The organism is Streptomyces sp. NPDC085931 (assembly GCF_044540565.1).
In the GTDB taxonomy this organism is placed as follows: Bacteria; Actinomycetota; Actinomycetes; order Streptomycetales; family Streptomycetaceae; genus Streptomyces.
Window position 1 is genome coordinate 422,962 of record NZ_JBITSK010000007.1, and the last position, 18,067, is coordinate 441,028.

Annotated in this window: 16 protein-coding genes and 1 tRNA gene; 8 read left to right on the forward strand and 9 right to left on the reverse strand. The window is 72.5% G+C overall.

The genetic code is table 11. The features are described from left to right. Nucleotides 1-19 precede the first annotated feature (19 nt). Nucleotides 20-2,554 (reverse strand): ABC transporter permease, encoded by a 2,535-nt coding sequence (locus ACIGAN_RS17740; RefSeq protein ID WP_399858506.1) that lies wholly within the window; start codon nucleotides 2,552-2,554, stop codon nucleotides 20-22. Between the two features lie 37 nt (nucleotides 2,555-2,591). Further along, on the reverse strand, nucleotides 2,592-3,362 hold the full coding sequence (locus ACIGAN_RS17745) for an ABC transporter ATP-binding protein (RefSeq protein WP_365092725.1): 771 nt from the start codon (nucleotides 3,360-3,362) through the stop codon (nucleotides 2,592-2,594). Nucleotides 3,363-3,777: 415 nt separating this feature from the next. Between ACIGAN_RS17745 and ACIGAN_RS17750 the strand changes: the two genes are divergently transcribed. The 3 genes from ACIGAN_RS17750 to ACIGAN_RS17760 all read left to right on the forward strand — a co-directional run bounded on the left by ACIGAN_RS17750 (nucleotide 3,778) and on the right by ACIGAN_RS17760 (nucleotide 6,328). Continuing rightward, a tRNA-Leu gene (locus ACIGAN_RS17750) sits at nucleotides 3,778-3,861 on the forward strand. Nucleotides 3,862-4,084: 223 nt separating this feature from the next. Then, the gene (locus ACIGAN_RS17755) at nucleotides 4,085-5,266 is read left to right on the forward strand and encodes a 4-hydroxybenzoate 3-monooxygenase (protein ID WP_399858508.1); all 1,182 of its coding nucleotides are present in this window, start codon (nucleotides 4,085-4,087) and stop codon (nucleotides 5,264-5,266) included. Nucleotides 5,267-5,416: 150 nt separating this feature from the next. Next, nucleotides 5,417-6,328 (forward strand): Bax inhibitor-1/YccA family protein, encoded by a 912-nt coding sequence (locus ACIGAN_RS17760; RefSeq protein WP_399858510.1) that lies wholly within the window; start codon nucleotides 5,417-5,419, stop codon nucleotides 6,326-6,328. 84 nt (nucleotides 6,329-6,412) lie between these two features. Here ACIGAN_RS17760 and ACIGAN_RS17765 read toward each other — a convergent pair whose 3' ends face one another. Beyond that, nucleotides 6,413-6,643, reverse strand: coding sequence for a DUF4287 domain-containing protein (locus ACIGAN_RS17765; RefSeq protein WP_059424410.1), 231 nt, complete (start codon nucleotides 6,641-6,643; stop codon nucleotides 6,413-6,415). Between the two features lie 101 nt (nucleotides 6,644-6,744). Here ACIGAN_RS17765 and ACIGAN_RS17770 point away from each other — a divergent pair, with 101 nt between their 5' ends. Beyond that, complete coding sequence (locus ACIGAN_RS17770; protein WP_365092717.1) at nucleotides 6,745-7,050, forward strand: hypothetical protein; 306 nt, start codon at nucleotides 6,745-6,747, stop codon at nucleotides 7,048-7,050. Nucleotides 7,051-7,104: 54 nt separating this feature from the next. On the opposite strand, the gene ACIGAN_RS17775 is transcribed toward ACIGAN_RS17770, so the two are convergent. From ACIGAN_RS17775 to ACIGAN_RS17785, 3 genes are all read right to left on the reverse strand, one after another. Further along, nucleotides 7,105-7,902, reverse strand: coding sequence for a hypothetical protein (locus tag ACIGAN_RS17775; RefSeq protein ID WP_365736100.1), 798 nt, complete (start codon nucleotides 7,900-7,902; stop codon nucleotides 7,105-7,107). A 273-nt stretch (nucleotides 7,903-8,175) separates the two neighbouring features. Further along, nucleotides 8,176-9,393, reverse strand: a complete 1,218-nt coding sequence (locus ACIGAN_RS17780; RefSeq protein WP_365092711.1) for an acetyl-CoA C-acetyltransferase — start codon at nucleotides 9,391-9,393, stop codon at nucleotides 8,176-8,178. A gap of 142 nt (nucleotides 9,394-9,535) precedes the next feature. Next, nucleotides 9,536-10,564 carry an SGNH/GDSL hydrolase family protein gene (locus ACIGAN_RS17785; protein WP_365092708.1) on the reverse strand — a complete coding sequence of 343 codons (1,029 nt, stop codon included), beginning with the start codon at nucleotides 10,562-10,564 and terminating at the stop codon, nucleotides 9,536-9,538. 158 nt (nucleotides 10,565-10,722) lie between these two features. Here ACIGAN_RS17785 and ACIGAN_RS17790 point away from each other — a divergent pair, with 158 nt between their 5' ends. Further along, on the forward strand, nucleotides 10,723-12,111 hold the full coding sequence (locus ACIGAN_RS17790) for a cystathionine beta-synthase (protein ID WP_365092705.1): 1,389 nt from the start codon (nucleotides 10,723-10,725) through the stop codon (nucleotides 12,109-12,111). Nucleotides 12,112-12,470: 359 nt separating this feature from the next. On the opposite strand, the gene ACIGAN_RS17795 is transcribed toward ACIGAN_RS17790, so the two are convergent. Beyond that, complete coding sequence (locus ACIGAN_RS17795) at nucleotides 12,471-13,328, reverse strand: helix-turn-helix transcriptional regulator (protein ID WP_399858516.1); 858 nt, start codon at nucleotides 13,326-13,328, stop codon at nucleotides 12,471-12,473. 145 nt (nucleotides 13,329-13,473) lie between these two features. Between ACIGAN_RS17795 and ACIGAN_RS17800 the strand changes: the two genes are divergently transcribed. Continuing rightward, the gene (locus ACIGAN_RS17800) at nucleotides 13,474-14,235 is read left to right on the forward strand and encodes an SDR family oxidoreductase (protein WP_399858519.1); all 762 of its coding nucleotides are present in this window, start codon (nucleotides 13,474-13,476) and stop codon (nucleotides 14,233-14,235) included. Nucleotides 14,236-14,251: 16 nt separating this feature from the next. Here ACIGAN_RS17800 and ACIGAN_RS17805 read toward each other — a convergent pair whose 3' ends face one another. Continuing rightward, nucleotides 14,252-14,674 (reverse strand): hypothetical protein, encoded by a 423-nt coding sequence (locus tag ACIGAN_RS17805; protein ID WP_365092804.1) that lies wholly within the window; start codon nucleotides 14,672-14,674, stop codon nucleotides 14,252-14,254. Between the two features lie 212 nt (nucleotides 14,675-14,886). Here ACIGAN_RS17805 and ACIGAN_RS17810 point away from each other — a divergent pair, with 212 nt between their 5' ends. Together ACIGAN_RS17810 and ACIGAN_RS17815 are read left to right on the forward strand one after the other, a co-directional pair. Further along, nucleotides 14,887-15,729 (forward strand): MurR/RpiR family transcriptional regulator, encoded by an 843-nt coding sequence (locus ACIGAN_RS17810; RefSeq protein WP_365736107.1) that lies wholly within the window; start codon nucleotides 14,887-14,889, stop codon nucleotides 15,727-15,729. 148 nt (nucleotides 15,730-15,877) lie between these two features. After that, complete coding sequence (locus ACIGAN_RS17815; protein WP_399858522.1) at nucleotides 15,878-16,519, forward strand: hypothetical protein; 642 nt, start codon at nucleotides 15,878-15,880, stop codon at nucleotides 16,517-16,519. A gap of 94 nt (nucleotides 16,520-16,613) precedes the next feature. Here the strand turns inward: ACIGAN_RS17815 and ACIGAN_RS17820 are convergent, their stop codons facing one another. Then, nucleotides 16,614-18,029, reverse strand: a complete 1,416-nt coding sequence (locus ACIGAN_RS17820; RefSeq protein WP_399858525.1) for a diaminopimelate decarboxylase — start codon at nucleotides 18,027-18,029, stop codon at nucleotides 16,614-16,616. Nucleotides 18,030-18,067 lie beyond the last annotated feature (38 nt).

The window sequence follows — 18,067 nt, forward strand, 5'->3', positions numbered from 1 at the left end:
GTTCCGTCGAGCGGTGAGGTCACTCGGCCTTGATCGCGTTCAGCATGTTCAGCCGGGCGGCGTTGCGGGCCGGCCACATGGCGGCCAGGACGCCCACCAGACCGGCCAGCACCAGGAAGATCCCGATCCGGTCCCAGGGCAGGACCAGCGCGTAGCCGGGGATCTGGTCGGCGAAGGTCTCGCCGATGGCCCAGCCGAGGAACGCGCCCAGAGCGATGCCGACCACCGCGCCGAAGACCGAGATGACGACGGCCTCCAGACGGACCATCCGCTTCACCCGGCGCCGGTCCAGGCCGATGGCGCGCAGCATGCCGATCTCCTGCTGCCGTTCGAAGACCGACATCGCGAGGGTGTTCACGACGCCCAGCACCGCGATGATCAGGGCCATCGCCAGCAGGCCGTACATGACATTCAGCAGGGTGTTGATGGCGCCGCCGAACTCGTCGCGGATGTCCTGCTTGTCCATCACGGTGATCGCCGGGTTGTCGCCCAGCGCGTCGACGAGAACCTGTTCGTTCGCCGCCGTCCGGCCGCCGTCGATCTTCACGAAGATCTGCATGATGGACGGCTTCGTCTCGTGCCGGTCCACGATCTTCCGGTCGATGAGGACGGGGGAGAGGAACTCGCTGTCCTTGTAGACGGCGCCGACCGTCAGCGTGGCCTTCTTGTCGTCGCCGAAGGTGACGGGGAGTCGGTCGCCGGTCTTCCAGCCCCTGCTCTTCGCCGTCTTCTCGGCGACCGCGATCCGGCCCTCGGCGAGGGAGTCCACGGAGCCGCTGACGACGTCGACGGTCAGGACCTTGCCGATGTCGCCCGGGGTGACGGCCGAGGCGGACACGAAGTCCTTGCCGTCGAGCTGGAAGTAGGCGTCCTGCTGCGGCGAGACCGCGGACACGCCGTCGGCCTTCTCCAGTGCCGTCAGCGCGGACCGGTCGAGGTGACCGCCGTTGGCCATCGAGACCATGTAGTCGGCCTTGATGTTGTCGGTGGTCATCTTGTCGATGGCCGTGCCGACCGTGATGCCGAGCACCGACAGGCCGGTCACCAGCGTCAGTCCGATCGCCAGCGCCGAGGCGGTGGCCCCGGTGCGGCGCGGATTGCGCACCGCGTTCTGCCCGGCGAGCTTGCCCGCCACCCCGAAGGGGCCGACCAGCAGCGGACGGACCAGCGCGATCACGGGACGGGACAGCAGCGGGATCAGGATGATCACGCCGATCAGCGCGAGGAACGCGCCCGCCCCGATGTACATCCGGCCGTCGTCGCCGCCGGTCGAGGCACCCGCCACGATCCCCGCCGCGCCGAGGGCGGTGACGGCCGCACCGATGGAGTTGCGCAGCACCAGCGACTTGGTCGTGGCCGCCGCGTGGACACTGTTCATGGCCGCCACCGGCGGGATCTTCGCGGCCCGGCGGCCGGGCAGCCAGGCGGCGAGCATCGTGATCAGCACGCCCACCGCGAACGCCGCGACCACCGGCGTGGCGGACAGGACCAGCGGACCGTCCGGCATCTTCATGTCGAACGCGGCCATGCCGGAACGCAGCCCGACCGCCAGGCCGATGCCGAGGGCGAAGCCGACGGCCGAGGCGACCAGTCCGACCAGCGCGGCCTCGGCGAGCACCGAGCGGGTGACCTGCCTGCGGGACGCGCCGACGGCGCGCATCAGGGCGATCTCCTTGGTGCGCTGGGCGACCAGCATCGTGAACGTGTTGGAGATCAGGAAGATCCCGACGAAGAGCGCGATGCCCGCGAAGCCGAGCAGGACCTGCTTGAGGTTGCCCATGCCCTGCTCGATCTGCTCGGCCTGCTCGTCGGCGAGCGCCCGGCCGGTCCGCGCCTCGGCGGTGTCCGGCAGCAGCGGCTTGACCGCGTCCAGGATCCTCACGTCGTCGGCGCCCGGGGCGGCGGTGACGGTGACGCTCTCGAAGTAGCCCGGCGCGAGGTACTGCTTCTGGGCGACGGCGGTGTCGAAGAGGACCAGGCTGCCGCCGGCGTTGACGGCGCCGTCCTCGGTGGTGAACACGCCGCTGAGGGTGTACTCCTTCACCGGGCCGTTGGTCGCGACGCGCACCCGGTCACCGACCTGGTACTCGCCCTTGGCGGCGGACTCCCGGTCCAGGGCGATCTGGTCGTCCTTCACCGGGCCCGAGCCGTCGGTGAACGTGTAGGCGGCGTCCTTGCCGTCCTTGCCGGGGGCGAAGTTGGAGCCCTTGTTGGACCAGCCGACGCCGATGAGCTTGCCGTCGGGGTCGGCGACCCCGGCGAAGCCCTCGACACGGCCGTACACCCCGGCGACGCCGTCCACGGCGGCGATCTCGTCGAGGACCTTGCCGGTCAGGCCCGGCTCCTCCTTCGGGTCGTCCGGGTCGGCGTGCGAGGTGACGGAGACGGCGACGTCGTCGTAGCTCTTCGCCGACTGGTTGCGGAAGGCCTGGGAGAGGGTGTCGGCGAAGACCAGGGTGCCGGAGACGAACGCGACGCCGAGCATCACGGCGAGCACGGTCATCAGCAGCCGGGCCTTGTGCGCGAGGACGTTGCGCAAGGCGGTACGGAACATGGTGGTGTTTCTCAGTCCTGTCGGTCCTGGCGGGGGATCAGCTCGTGCGGCCCTTGGCGTCGAACTCCTTCATGCGGTCCAGGACCGAGTCGGCCGTGGGCCGGTGCATCTCGTCGACGATCCGGCCGTCCGCCAGGAAGACCACCCGGTCCGCGTAGGCGGCGGCCACCGGGTCGTGGGTCACCATGACCACCGTCTGGCCCATCTCCCGCACGGAGTTGCGCAGGAAGCCCAGCACCTCGGCGCCGGAGCGGGAGTCGAGGTTGCCGGTGGGCTCGTCCCCGAAGATGATCTCGGGCCGGGAGGCCAGGGCCCGGGCCACGGCCACGCGCTGCTGCTGGCCGCCGGAGAGCTGGGCGGGCCGGTGGCCCAGCCGGTCGGCCAGGCCGACCATGCCGATCACGGAGTCCAGCCACTGCTTGTCCGGCTTGCGGCCCGCGATGTCCATCGGGAGGGTGATGTTCTCCAGGGCCGTCAGCGTCGGCAGCAGGTTGAACGCCTGGAAGATGAAGCCGATCTTGTCCCGGCGCAGCTTGGTCAGCTGCTTGTCCTTCAGGGAGCCCAGTTCGGTGTCGCCGATGCGCACCGACCCGGAGGAGAAGGTGTCGAGGCCGGCCACGCAGTGCATCAGGGTCGACTTGCCGGAGCCGGACGGGCCCATGATCGCGGTGAACTCGGCCTGCCGGAAGTCGACGGAGACCTGGTCCAGGGCGACCACCTGGGTCTCACCCTGTCCGTAGATCTTCGACAGATCCGTGGCGCGCGCGGCCACGGTGGTGGCCCGGTCGGTGAGGGGTGCGGTGGTCACGGGATGGGACTCCTGTCGGACGACGGTGTGCGGGAAGGACGTGTTCCATCGTCCGGGTCCCACGCCGCCCTGGAGTCACCCGTAGTTCCGGTTCTCGGGGCCGACTCCGGTCTGACGGAGCGCCGCGGTGTCATACCTGGGAATGACGAACGCCCCCGAGGAGCCCCGTTGTCGGGAACCGATGCGTCCAGGTGTCGAGAACAGGTGGAGTGCCCTCGTTCGGGCGGTGAAATTCCGTCATTCCGCATACGCCGCCCACCGGCGCACGTAAGGCTATTGGCAAGTGCGGATGGCGCGTTCCGTGGGCTGATGCACCCTCAGACGTCAATAAAATAAGACAACATCGGTCCGCCCTTCCGCTGTTCGGGGGATCCGTCCCGATAGTCTCGGAACCTCGTTGCGGAGCCCATGGCCTGCCCGGATGGTGGAATGCAGACACGGCGAGCTTAAACCTCGCTGCCCCTTCGCGGGCGTGCCGGTTCGAGTCCGGCTCCGGGCACCTTCCGACCCCTGCATGCTTCATTGAAGTGTTCACCGCATGCCCGTTGACAGGGTTCACATGCCGTCGGAGACTCACATCCGAAAGTAGTGAAATATTTTTCACTGGGCGAACCGGACACTACGCGAACCACCCACTACGCGAATCACACGAACCCACACGAACTGCGCGACTACGCGACCACGGGAGCGGGCCCTGCGGACCCGAGGAAGAAGGCGCCCCGATGCGCACCACGGTCGGCATCATCGGAGCCGGGCCCGCCGGACTCCTCCTCGCCCGCCTGCTCCACAACGCCGGCATCGACGCGGTCGTCCTGGAGAGCCACGACCGCGCCTACGTCGAACGGCGGCAGCGCGCCGGAATCCTGGAGCAGGGCACGGCCGACGTGCTGCGCGCGGCCGGCGCCGGGGAGCGCATGGACCGCGAGGGACTGCGCCACGACGGCATCGAACTCCGCTTCGGCCGCACCCGCCACCGGATCGACTTCCCCGGCCTCACCGGCGGCCGGTCCGTGACGGTCTACGCCCAGACCGAGGTCTGCAAGGACCTCATCGCCCTGCAGCTGGAGGAGGGCGGGCCGCTGCTCTTCGAGGCCGAGGCGCTGGCCGTCGAGGACGCGGACACGCACGCCCCGCGCGTCCGCTTCCGGCACCAGGGCCGCGAGGACGTCCTGGAGTGCTCCTACGTCGTCGGCTGCGACGGCTTCTGGGGCGTGGCCCGCCGGGCGATCCCCGCGGAACTCACCCGCGAGTTCGAACGGACGTACCCCTTCGGGTGGCTCGGCATCCTCGCCGACGTGCCGCCCTCCCACGACGAGCTGGTCTACGCCCGCCACGACCGCGGCTTCGCCCTGCTGTCCATGCGCTCGCCGTCCGTCTCCCGCCTCTACCTCCAGGTGCCCGACGGCACCGACGCCGCGGCGTGGAGCGACGAGGAGATCTGGGACGAGCTGGAGCGCCGCTTCGCCACCGCCGGCGACTGGCGCCTGGAGCGCGGCCCGATCACCCAGAAGTCGGTCACCCCCATGCGCTCCTACGTCCACGAGCCCATGCGCCACGCCCGCCTCTTCCTCGCCGGGGACGCCGCGCACATCGTCCCGCCGACGGGGGCGAAAGGGCTGAACCTCGCTGTCGGCGACGTCGTCACGTTCGCCCGGGCCCTCGTCCACCGGGAGCGGACCGGCTCGCCCGAGCTGCTCGACGGCTACTCCGAGACCTGCCTGCGCCGGGTCTGGCAGGCCGAGCGGTTCTCCTGCGACATGACGACCCTGCTGCACCGCCTCCCCGGCGCCACGCCCTTCGAGGAGCGGCTCCAGCTGGCCCGGCTGGAGCGGATCGCCTCCTCCCGTGCCGCCGAGGCGGACCTCGCGGAGGCCTACACGGGCTTCCCGTTCGACGAGGGATGAATGAGCCCCTCCGGTGAGGGGAATCACGAAGCGGCGTAGCGTGTTGCGCTGCACGACGAGGGAAAGATCCTCCCCAAGCAGTAGGGTCATTCCTTTGCCTACCTATTACTCTTGAGCCAAGGCCATGCTGTGTGGCCATGGAGGAGTGAAATGAGGAGCAGAAACCCGGTCTTCTCGCGACGGGGGTTCAGCCGCGACAACGGCTACGCGGGCTTCAACACCGCGCCGCAGGCCGGGGGTCCCGCTGTCGCCACGCAGGGCAACCCGTACGCGCAGCAGCCGACGGGCAACCCGTACGCGCAGAACCCGTACGCGCAGAACCCTTACGCCCCGCAGGACCTGCAGCACGGCGCGCCGCCGCAGGCCCCGGCCACCACCGGCCGGATGACCATCGACGACGTCGTCCTGCGCACGGCGACCACGCTCGGCGTGCTCATCGTCACCGCGGCGCTCTCCTGGGCCCTGCTGCCGGTCGACGACGCCAACATCAGCCGCAGCTACGGCATCGGTATCGGCGCCGCGCTGATCGGCATGGTCCTGGCGTTCGTCCAGTCCTTCAAGCGCAAGGCCTCGCCCGCGCTGATCCTGACGTACGCCGCGTTCGAGGGTGTCTTCCTCGGCGTGGTGTCCAACATCGTCGACAACCGCATCGCCGACGGCGCCGCCATGCAGGCCGTGATCGGCACCATGGCGGTCTTCGCCGGCGTGCTGATCGCTTACAAGGCCGGCTGGATCCGCGTCAACCGGCGCTTCTACGGCTTCGTGATGGCGGCCGCGCTCGGCTTCATCCTGCTGATGACCGTGAACCTGCTGTTCGCGGTGTTCGGCGGCGGTGACGGCCTCGGCTTCCGCAGCGGTGCGCTCGGTGTCGTCTTCGGCATCATCGGCATCATCCTCGGTGCCTGCTTCCTCGCCCTGGACTTCAAGCAGGTCGAGGACGGCGTCGCCTACGGCGCCCCGCGCGAGGAGGCGTGGCTCGCGGCCTTCGGCCTCACGCTGACGCTGGTCTGGATCTACCTGGAGTTCCTGAGGCTCATCTCGATCCTCAGCAGCAACGACTAGTCCCCGGCCGTCGTGCGCGAAGGGCCCCGGCTCCGGCCGGGGCCCTTCGGCGTCCAGGGCCCGCGGACCCGGAACGGTGCGCGCCTAGAGCAGTTTGCGCGCGGCCCTCCTCAGGTCGTACTCGTGGATGATCGCCTTGGCGTGGCCGTACGCCAGGTTGTGTTCGTGCCGGAGCCAGCTGACCTTTTCCTCGAAGCGGAAGAGTGCCGGGCCTTCTTCGACGGTGCGCAGCCAGTCGGAGATCTCACGACCGGTGCAGTGGGGGATGCGGGCGAGCATGTTGCGGTGGGTCTCTTCGGAGAAGACTTGGGACATCGGCGCCTCCGGACGCTGGGATGTAAGCCGGTCCTTCAGGTCACCGTGCCTGAGTGTTCGCCCGTTGGCAACAGTCCCGGTGCGACGCGTACGCTCGCGGCGTGGTTGATACGACGCCTCTGACCCGTGCGGTGGATCATTTCGCCGATCGTCTGAGGGCCGCGCCCCAGAGCCGGCTGCAGCGGGGCGCTGCCGCCGAGGCTCTCGGGCTGGCCCGGGAGCTGGCCCGCAGGGCGCAGGTCCTCGAAGGTGTGGAGCCCCGGGAGATGCCGGACGCGGGGATGTTCGCGGCGGCGGACCAGATCACCGTCGCCGGGCATGACCTGGCGGTGGTGGTTCCCGGCGACGCCGAGGTCGACGAGGCGGTGCGGCTGGTGGAGGAGGCGCAGAAGCGGGCGGGGGTCTGAGCCTCGTCCGCGGGCGCGGACCTCGCCGTGGCTGGTCGCGCGGTTCCCGGCGCCCTAGAGCGACGCGATGACCCGGTCCGCCAGGATGTAGACGTTCTCCTCGCCGCACTCGAACGTCAGTGTGTACGCGCCGGAGATGCCCGAGCCGCCCAGCAGGGTCGGCGTCACGCCCGCGCGCAGGGCCGCGGCCAGACGCTCCGCCGTCTCGCGGTGCCCCGGGGTCATGCACAGGGTCGTGCCGTCGGCGAAGACGTAGACGTCCAGCGTGCCCAGGGGGCCCGGGCGGACGTCCGTGAGCTCGACGCGCGAGGCGGCCAGCTCCTCCAGAGTGGCCACCGTGCGCTCGTGGTCGCCCACGACGGGCGAGGGGTTCGGCACGAAGTCCGGGTGGGAGGGGTGGCGGCGGCGGGCGGCGGCCAGCTCGGCGGACTCGGAGGGCGTGTCCCGCACGCTCGGCTCGTCGGCGTCCGCGCCGGACTCGGCGAGTTGCTCCAGGCCGGCGAGATCGGCCTGCCGGGGCAGGAACAGGTCGGTGTCGCCCAGGCCCAGCAGGGAGGGCGCGTCCGAGGCGTCACGGGCCTCCTGGGCGGCCCAGAACGCCCGCGCCTCGGCCAGCTCGCGCTCCCGCTCCTCGGCCAGCGCCGCGGCCACCGCGGCCCGTATCTCGTCGGTGTCGGCGGTGGTACGGGCGGCGGGCAGCAGGGCGCGGGTGGTGGCGGCGCGGTTCTCCGCCAGCGCGGTGTGCAGGGCCGCGACCTGCCGGCGCAGCTGCAGCACGGTGCGCAGGACGGCGACGCCCACGGCGCCCGTGGCGGCCGTGGTGACCAGCAACGCGATCGGCATGGCGCTCACTGACGTACTCCCGGTTCAAGGTCGACCCCCGACTTCCTACATCAGCTTGAAGGGCGGACTAACCAGCTGTCAGTGCGTAACGTCACGAAACGGACAGGGCTTCGGGCTCGGGGGAGGGGGTGGGGCCGCTGTGACCTGGGCTTCTGCCGGTGCAGAGGGAGATAGGTCACATCCTGAGGGAGATTGGATCACCAAACAGCCCAGAACCCAGGAGTTTCCCGGGTTCTGGGCCACGGCCTCACGGCCGGTGGTAAAGCGGCTACGGTGCGCCGCTCAGCTGAGGCGCTCGATGACCATGGCCATGCCCTGGCCGCCGCCGACGCACATCGTCTCCAGGCCGAACTGCTTGTCGTGGAACTGCAGCGAGTTGATGAGCGTGGTGGTGATGCGGGCGCCGGTCATGCCGAAGGGGTGGCCGACGGCGATGGCACCGCCGTTGACGTTCAGCTTCTCCAGCGGGATGTCCAGGTCGCGGTAGGAGGGGATCACCTGGGCGGCGAAGGCCTCGTTGATCTCGACCAGGTCGATGTCGCCGATGGTCAGCCCGGCCCGGCGCAGGGCCTGCTTGCTCGCCTCCACCGGGCCGAGGCCCATGATCTCGGGGGAGAGGCCGGAGACGCCGGTCGAGACGATCCGGGCGAGCGGGGTGAGGCCGAGCTCGCGGGCCTTGGTGTCGGACATGATCACGAGCGCGGCGGCGCCGTCGTTCAGCGGGCAGCAGTTGCCCGCCGTGACCATGCCGTCGGGGCGGAAGACCGGCTTCAGGCCCTGCACGCCCTCCAGGGTGACGCCCGCGCGGGGGCCGTCGTCCTTGGCGACGACCGTGCCGTCGGGCAGGGTCACCGGGGTGATCTCGCGCTCCCAGAAGCCGTTCTTGATGGCCTCCTCGGCGAGGTTCTGCGAGCGGACGCCGAACTCGTCCATGTCCCGGCGGGTGACGCCCTTGGCGCGGGCCAGGTTCTCGGCGGTCTGGCCCATCGCGATGTACGGGTCGGGCAGCAGGCCGTCCTCGCGCGGGTCGTGCCAGGTGGACCCCTCGGACTGGGCGGTGGCGGCGGTGCGGGCCTCGGCCTCGGCGAACAGCGGGTTGTGCGTGCCGGGGATGTCCGAGCTGCCGTTGGCGTAGCGGGAGACCATCTCGACGCCCGCCGAGATGAAGACGTCGCCCTCGCCCGCCTTGATGGCGTGCAGGGCCATGCGCGAGGTCTGCAGGGAGGACGAGCAGTACCGGGTGATCGTGCAGCCCGGCAGGTGGTCCATGCCCATCTGCACGGCGACGATGCGCCCGAGGTTGTGCCCCTGCTCGCCGCCGGGCAGGCCGCAGCCGAGCATCAGGTCGTCGATGTCCTTCGGGTCCAGCTCGGGGACCTTGGCGAGGGCGGCCTGGACGATCGTGGCGGTGAGGTCGTCCGGGCGGAGGTCCTTGAGGGAGCCCTTGACGGCGCGGCCGATGGGGGAGCGGGCGGCTGAGACGATCACGGCTTCGGGCATCACGGCTCCATTGACGTACCGGGTGGTCGGGCAGGGCTGACTGGGAAGTTACCCGTACGTACGAGGCCGGGTCACGGGTGGCGCGGTGTGACTCTGACCGCAGTTTCCAAGCGCTTGCTTTGCCCGGTCGCTCCGGGCGTCGTCAGACCGAGGGCGTCGCGGGCGCCGGTTCCTGCTCGGGCAGCCGCCGGCGGCGCCGGCGCTTGAGCAGGGCCCAGGGGCCGCGCGGGCCGGTCGGCATGGCCGCCGCGACCTCCGTACCGGCTTCCGCCGCGGCCTCCGCGGCCGCCCGCGCCACCGGCAGGAAGCCCTCGCGGCGGGCGGCGTCCGGGCGCTCCTCCTCGGCCGGCCACAGGCCCAGCGCGGCGCAGACGGTCGGCAGGACCGCCATCGCCGCCGTCGCGTAGCCCTCGGCGGACGGGTGGTAGTAGTCCGGGCCGAACAGCTCCCGCGGGTTCGCGGCGAACTCGGGGCCCAGCAGGTCGCCCAGGGACACCGTGCGGCCGCCCTGCTCGACCACGCCGATCGTCTGGGCGGCCGCCAGCTGGCGGGAGGTCCGTCTGGCCAGCCAGCGCAACGGCTGCCGGACCGGCTCGATGGTGCCCAGGTCGGGACAGGTGCCCACGACGACCTCCGCGCCGGCCGTGCGCAGCCGCCGGACCGCCGTGGCCAGGCAGCGCACCGAGCGGGTCGGGGGCATGCGGTGGGTGACGTCGTTGGCGCCGATCATGATCACGCAGATGTCGGGCACCGGGCCGGGACCGGCCAGCACCAGGGCCACCTGACGGTCCAGGTCGTCCGACTGGGCCCCCGGCAACGCGACCGTGCGCAGCTCCACCGGGCGCTCCGCCAGCGCCGCGACCCCCGCGGCGAGCAGCGCGCCCGGTGTCTGCCCGGCCCGGTGCACGCCCTGGCCGGCCGCCGTGGAATCACCCAGCATGGTCAGCCGCAGCGGCGGCAGCTCGGAGGAGACGGCGTACGTCCGGCCGTACAGCCCGTCCGCGTTCGGCACGTGCCCCGACGTGCCGTTGCCCACCCGGCGCCGGGCCAGCTGCACCTCCGCCAGCACCAGCCCCACCGTGGCCGCCCCGGCCAGACCGATCCCGCCGCCGCCGTACGCGGCGCCGGCCGCGATCCGCCGGGCCACCCTCGCCCTCGACATGTTCGACATGCGTCGCCGCCACCTCCTCGAACCCCTACACCCAGTGCTTGCCCCGTACAGGGGGTCGCCGAATCTCAACGGGGAGTGAACGACCGTCACGGGCGACGGCGAGGTCATAGGCTGGCCGCACACTACGACCGAAACTTTTGCGGCATCCGGAGACAACGGTGCGATTTCACGACTCGATGATCAGTCTCGTCGGCAACACCCCGCTGGTGAGGCTCAACAGCGTGACCAAGGGCATCAGGGCGACCGTCCTGGCCAAGGTGGAGTACTTCAACCCCGGCGGCTCGGTGAAGGACCGCATCGCCCTGCGCATGATCGAAGCGGCGGAGGAGAGCGGCGCGCTCAAGCCCGGCGGGACGATCGTCGAGCCGACCAGCGGCAACACCGGCGTCGGGCTGGCCATCGTGGCCCAGCAGAAGGGGTACAAGTGCATCTTCGTGTGCCCCGACAAGGTGAGCACCGACAAGATCAACGTGCTGCGCGCCTACGGCGCCGAGGTCGTGGTCTGCCCCACCGCGGTGGACCCCGAGCACCCGGACTCCTACTACAACGTCTCCGACCGGCTGGTCCGTGAGACGCCCGGAGCCTGGAAGCCCGACCAGTACTCCAACCCGAACAACCCGCTCTCCCACTACCACTCCACCGGCCCCGAGCTGTGGGAGCAGACGGAGGGGAAGATCACCCACTTCGTGGCGGGCGTCGGCACCGGCGGCACCATCTCCGGCACCGGCCGCTACCTCAAGGAGGCCAGCGACGGCCGGGTGAAGGTCATCGGCGCCGACCCGGAGGGCTCCGTCTACTCCGGCGGCTCCGGCCGGCCGTACCTCGTCGAGGGCGTCGGTGAGGACTTCTGGCCCACCGCCTACGACCGCACCGTCGCGGACGAGATCGTCGCCGTGTCCGACAAGGACTCCTTCCAGATGACCCGCCGCCTCGCCAAGGAGGAGGGCCTGCTGGTCGGCGGCTCCTGCGGCATGGCGGTCGTCGCCGCGCTGGAGGTCGCCGCGCGGCTCGGCGAGGACGACGTCGTGGTGGTGCTGCTGCCGGACAGCGGCCGCGGCTACCTCAGCAAGATCTTCAACGACGAGTGGATGGCCGACTACGGCTTCCTGGAGGACACGGGCCCCAGCGCCCGCGTCGGCGACGTCCTGAACGACAAGGAGGGCGACCGCATGCCCTCCCTCGTCCACATGCACCCGGAGGAGACGGTCGGTCAGGCCATCGACGTGCTGCGCGAGTACGGCGTCTCGCAGATGCCGGTCGTCAAGCCCGGCGCGGGCCACCCCGACGTGATGGCCGCCGAGGTCGTCGGCTCCGTCGTCGAACGCGAGCTGCTGGACGCGCTGTTCAGCAAGAACGCCTCGCTCGACGACCCGCTGGAGAAGCACATGTCCGCCCCGCTGCCGCAGGTCGGCTCCGGCGAGCCGGTCGCGGACCTGATGGCCGTGCTGGGCAAGGCGGACGCGGCGATCGTCCTGGTCGAGGGCAAGCCGACCGGCGTGGTCAGCCGCCAGGACCTGCTGTCGTTCCTCGCCCGCGGCGGGAAGTGACGGCGAACAGCCGGTGAACGGCCCGCGTACCGGGTGAACCCGTGACGTCCGCGATCTTCGCGGACGTCGCGCAAGTGGTACGAGGGCGTCACGTCCACGCAGCACCCGCTTAACACGGGCCCTGCACAGTGGTGGGTGTCGGCAGGGCGGGAGCGGCTCCCCGCCCCCGCCGGCGCCGTAGGCGTCACGGACCTCCGGAGCGGCTCCCGGACCTCCACCGACGCCACGGACGCGGGGGCCCGGCCCTGACCAGGTCCGCGTCCTTCGCGGGGACCGCCGTCGTCCCGCCCCTCGTTCACGGGGGTGCGGCGGTCCCCGCGCAACTCCTCCCCCCGGGCCCCCGGGTCCTCCCGGGCGGATCAGCCCGTGCGGCTCGTCGTCCAGCTCGCCAGCAGCGCCAGGCGCTCCGCCGTCTCCGAGCCCGGCTCCGGGGCGTAGGCCACGATCGTCTGGTCGGGTGCGGACGGGACGGTGAGCGTCTCGTACGGCAGGGTCAGCAGGCCCGCGACCGGGTGCCGCAGCCGCTTCACGCCGTGGTCGCAGGGTTTGACCAGGTGGTCGGCCCACAGCCGGCGGAAGTCCGCGCTGGCGTGCGTCAGTTCCCCGACGAGCTGCCCCAGGGCGGCGTCGCCCGGGTGGTGGCCCGCCTTCAGCCGGAGGTGGGCGACCGTCTGCTCGGCGATCGCGTCCCAGTCCGGGTAGAGCGCGCGGGAGGCGGGGTCGAGGAAGGTCCGGCGGGGCAGGTTGCGCTCCCCGACGCCGGTGCCGTCGAAGCCGAGCACGGCGTCCGCCAGGGCGTTCCACGCGAGGACGTTCATCCGGTGGTCCAGCACGTAGGCCGGGTTGCGGTCCATGCCGTCCAGGATCAGCCGGATCCCGGGACGCACCCCCGGCACGGCCGGTCCGCCCGCCGCCCGCCGGTGCGGCCGGGCCACCGCCCGCAGGTACTCCCGCTCGGCCGCGTCCAGCCGCAGCACCCGGGCAATGGCGTCCAGCACGGCGTCGGAGACGCCCCCCGCCTTCGTCCGGGAGGGGCCGCCGGGCCCCCGGCCCTGCTCCAGGCGTACGTAGTAGTCGACGCTCACCCCGGCCAGCTGCGCCACCTCCTCACGGCGCAGTCCGGGGACGCGCCGGCGGCCGTAGCAGGGCAGCCCCACCTCCTCCGGGCGGATCCGGGCGCGGCGCGAGCGCAGGAAGTCTCCCAGTTCTCCGTCCATGCCTGCGAGCGTAGGCGGTCCGGGCCCGGCGAACCTGGTACTGCCGGACCCAGGAAAAGCGTCGCCCTGGGTACGGCGGCCGGTGGCGCCGAGGGTGGTGGACGAAGCCGGGGAGACGCCCCGGCCACCACCGAGGAGAACTCCCATGGCGTACGAGAACCTGGCCGGCCGCACCGCCGTCGTCACCGGAGCCGCGAGCGGCATCGGAGCGGCCGTCGCGGCGCTGCTGGCCGCCGAGGGCGCACGCGTGGCGCTGCTCGCCCGGCGCGAGGAACGCCTGACGGCCCTCGCCGGGAAGATCCGGGCCGACGGCGGACAGGCCCTGGCCGTGGCCGCCGACGTCACCGACGAGACGTCCGTCGCCGACGCCGTCGACCGCGTCCACGCCGAGTACGGGCCCGCCGACCTGGTGGTGAACGCCGCCGGCGTGATGCTGCCGCACCCCGTGGAGGCCCGGCGCGCCGACGAGTGGCAGCGGATGCTCGACACCAACGTCGCCGGGGTCCTGCGGGTCACCGGTGCCTTCACCGCCGACCTGGTGGGCGCGGCCCGGGCGGGCCGGACCGCCGACCTCGTGAACATCTCGTCCATCGCCGCGCACGTCAGCTTCCCGAACTACGCGGTGTACGGCGCGACCAAGGCGGCCGTCACCTATCTGTCGGAGGCGCTGCGCGGCGAGTTCGGGCCGCAGGACGTCCGGGTCACCAACATCGAGCCCGGCTTCGTCGAGAGCGAGCTGCGCACGCACATCTCCGACGCGGAGCTGTCCCGGCAGGTGGAGGGCATGCTGGACGTGGTGGGTGCGCTGTCCGCCGAGGAGCTGGCCGACCTCGTGGCCTATGTGACCAGCCGGCCGCGCCGGGTCAACCTGCGGCAGATCGTGGCCCTGCCGACCCGGCAGGTCTGACCGCCGGGCCGCCCCCTCAGTCCTCCCAGCCGCTGTCCTGGGAGGACTTGCGGCGTCCGAACAGGCCGGGGTTGGTACGGGCGGCCTGCACCACGTTCACGCCGACGATGCCCGCCCAGGCGGTGAGCAGGCCGGGCAGGTGGGCCACGCCCCCGCCGATCGCGGACAGGGGCACCGCGAGGACGAGGGAGACGATCCCGAAGCCGAAGCGCTCGCCCCAGGAGTCCGTGGCCCCCGGCGTCCGGGAGTCCCGGGCCGTCTGCATCTGCTGCTCGGCGAGCTGCCGGCGCACCCGGCGCTCGACCGCGCCGTCGATGCGCTGGTCGACCTTCTCCAGGAAGGAGTCGACCAGCGCCGACTCGTACTCCTCGCCCAGCTCCCTGCGGGCGTGCAGCGTGGCGTCGAGTTCCTTCTTCAGCTCGGTGTCCCGCGCGTCCATTCCGCTCATGCCGTCCACGGTAGGCAGCCGGAACCGGGGCCGCACTGGGGTTAGCCCCCCTGTCGGACCGGTGGGTTGCCGCACGGCGCCGCCCGGCCGGCGGCCCGGCGGCGACCGGGTCCGGGTGGTGTCGCGGCGCCTGCCGCCGCTTGCCGGGCTGCATATGCTCATGCAGAATCCTCAGCTACTGAATAGGCGAGGGGGAGCACGTCATGAGCGCGACCGACAGCCCTGCCGCGCGGCTGCAGGCGCTCTTCGAGGGCCACCGGCTGACGCCCACCCAGCGGCGCATCGCGCACAGCATGGTGCGCCGCGCCGCCGACGTGCCGTTCCTGTCGAGCGTGGAGCTCGCCGAGCTGGCCGGGGTCAGCCAGCCCTCCGTCACCCGCTTCGCCGTCGCCCTCGGCTTCGACGGCTACCCCGCCCTGCGCCGCCACCTGCGCGAGGTCGCCCCCGCGGAGCCCGCGGGGGAGGCCGGGTCGGCCAACGAGTACCAGCAGGCCGTCGAGGCCGAGATCGAGAACCTGCGGCACCTGGCTCAGGCGCTGGCCGACCCCGGGCCCGTGCGGCGGGCCGGGCGGCTCCTCGCGGGCTCCCGTCCGCTGCCCGTCCTCGGGCTGCGCGCGGCGGCCGCCCAGGCCCACGGCTTCGCCTACTTCGCCGCCAAGGTCCACCCCGACGTGCGGCTGCTCAACGAGGGCGGCACGATGCTCGCCGACCGCGTCGACGCAGCCGTCCGCGCCGGCGCCTCCGCCCTGCTGTGCTTCGCGCTGCCCCGGCACCCGCGCGAGGTCGTCGACGCCCTCGCCCACGCCAAGGAGGCCGGTCTGACCGTTGTCACGGTCGCCGACTCCGCCTTCGCCCCCGTCGCCAAGGTGTCCGACCTGCTTTTGCCCGCCGCCGTCGGCACCGGGCTCGCCTTCGACACGGCCTGCGCCCCGATGCTGCTCGGCCGGGTCCTGCTGGAGGCCATGTGCGACGACCTGCCCGAGGCCCAGGCCCGCCTGGAGGAGTTCGACGCCAAGGCGGCGGCGCGCGGCCTGTTCGTCGACTGACGGAACGCGCTGCGGAGCGCGCCGCTGACGGAACGTGCCGCTGACGGAGCGCGCCGCGATTCTCAGACTCGTCTCACGTTGCGCCGCTAACGTCCTTCTCCTACAACACTCTTCAGACGCTTCGGGTACCGGACGGAGGCTGACTGACATGCGCGGAGGACACGGACTGGCCCGGGTGGCCGTCGTGGTACGGGCGGGTGCCGCCCCGCTGTGGTGGCTGGGAGTACTGACGGCCGGCCTCGGGCTGCTGCCCGAGGGGCTCGCCGGCCGCCGTATCGGGGTGCTGACGGGGGCGGCCCTCTTCCTGCTGGCCGCGGCCGTGGTGTCCACGACCCGCCGCAAGCGCTACACGGCGCTGGCCGGCGCGGCCGCCCGGGCCGGCAAGCACGACGTGCTCCAGGACCGCGCGGTCACGGCGCGCAACTGGCGCCGCGCGCACCGCTGGTGGCTCCTGCTGGCCTTCCTCGCCGCCCTGGGCACCTCCTTCGCGCTGCCCGCCGCGGGCGGCATGCTGCTGGCCGGCTGCGCGGTGGGCCTGTGGCTGAAGGCGGCGTGGCTCGGCCGCCGCGAGCGCGCGGACGAGGTGCTGCTGTGGGTCCGCGTGGACTGGCTGCGCGCGGGTGTCGCCCGCCCGACCGGCAAGCGGGTCAAGGCGTTCCGCAGCACGGGCATCGCGGCGGGCGACGCCGCCCCCGGCGGTACGCGCAGGAAGACCCCGGTCGCCGGCGGTACGCGCAGGAAGTCCCCGGTCGCCGGCGGTACGCGCAGGAAGACGCCGGCCCTCGTCTGACCGGCGGCGGGGACAGGCCTCCGGGGGCGCGGGGAACCGCGCGATCAGCCCCCACGCCCCCGCGGCCACCCCGCCGTGCGAACTCCCGCGGTGCTCAGGCCAACGCGTCCACCTGCGCCCCGCCGGACTCCGCGACGACCTCCTCCACGCTCTGCGCGCGCCGCACCAGCGCGAACCGCCCGCCCGGCCAGAACCCGTACACCCCGGGCCGCACCAGCGAGTTGTACCCGTAGTGGTGGGCGAAGTAGTACGCCCCCGTGTCCAGCGCCGCCGCGTAGTCCCCCTGTTCCAGCAGCGGCATGGACCGCCCCTGGGCCAGCAGGTCCCCCGCGAAACAGGCCGGCCCCGCCACGTCCTGCACCACGACGGGCCCCTCCTTCACCCGGCCCTTCGCGTCGTACGCCGCGATCCGCAGCGGCCAGCTCCCCGGCGCGTACACCGTCCGCGCGGCCACCTGCACCCCGGCGTGCGTCACGGCGACCGCCCGCCCGCCGGAGGTCTTCGCGTACTCGACGCGGGCCACCACCGTCCCGTGCTTCGCCAGCAGCGACCGCCCGAACTCGGTGACGAGCCCGTACCGCCCGTCGAACAGCCCCGGCACCTCCCCGGCCAGCATCCGCGCGTACTGCGCGTACGTCGGCGTCGTCGCGTCCGACGCGAAGTTCACCGGCAGCCCGCCGCCGATGTCGAGGGTGTCGACCTGCCGCCGTCCGGCCCGCCGGTTGATCTCCTCCGCCAGCGCGTACGCCTCCGCCACGCCCCGCGCCATCAGGGACAGCGGGACCCCCTGGGAGCCGGTGTGCGTGTGCAGCCGGGTCAGCCACGGCCGGTCCAGATACGCCCGCACGACCCACTCCCGCGCCCCCTCGTCGCGCAGCGCCACCCCGAACTTGGACGTGGCCGTCGCCGTGGACAGCGCCTCGATGGCGCCGCCGCCGACCTGCGGGTTCACCCGGATCCCGAGGGGGGAGCCGCTGGACCGCGTCCGCAGCAGTCCGTCGATGCGGGCCAGCTCCTGCGGATTGTCGGCGTTGACCGCGATGCCCAGGTCCAGTGCCTCGCGCAGCTCGGCCGGCGTCTTCGCGGGCGAGTCCAGCACCGTCATCCCCGCCGGCACCCCCGCGGCCCGGGCCAGCGCCAGCTCGCCCGGGCTCGCCACCTCCGCGCCGACGCCCTCCTCGCGCAGCAGCCGCAGCACCGGCACCAGCGGGGTCGCCTTCACCGCGAAGGCGTGCAGCACGGGCGTGCCCGGCGCGGTCACCGCCTCGAACGCCGCCCGCAGCTCCGCGGCCGACTCCCGGATGCCGACGACGTCCAGCAGTCCCACCAGGGGGCGGTCCGGTCCGAGCAGCCCCTGCTCCACCGCGGCCCGCACCGCCTCGTCCCGCCGGGCCGCCCGCGACGCCCCCGAGCCGTGCTCGCCGTACTCGCCGTCCGAGCCGTGCTCGCCATTCGTGCCGTGCTCGCCGTCCGTGCCGTCCGGATCTTCCGTGTCGATGTGTGCGCCCATGCGTCCAGCCAAACATCCACGCCACGGCCGTGCCGGCC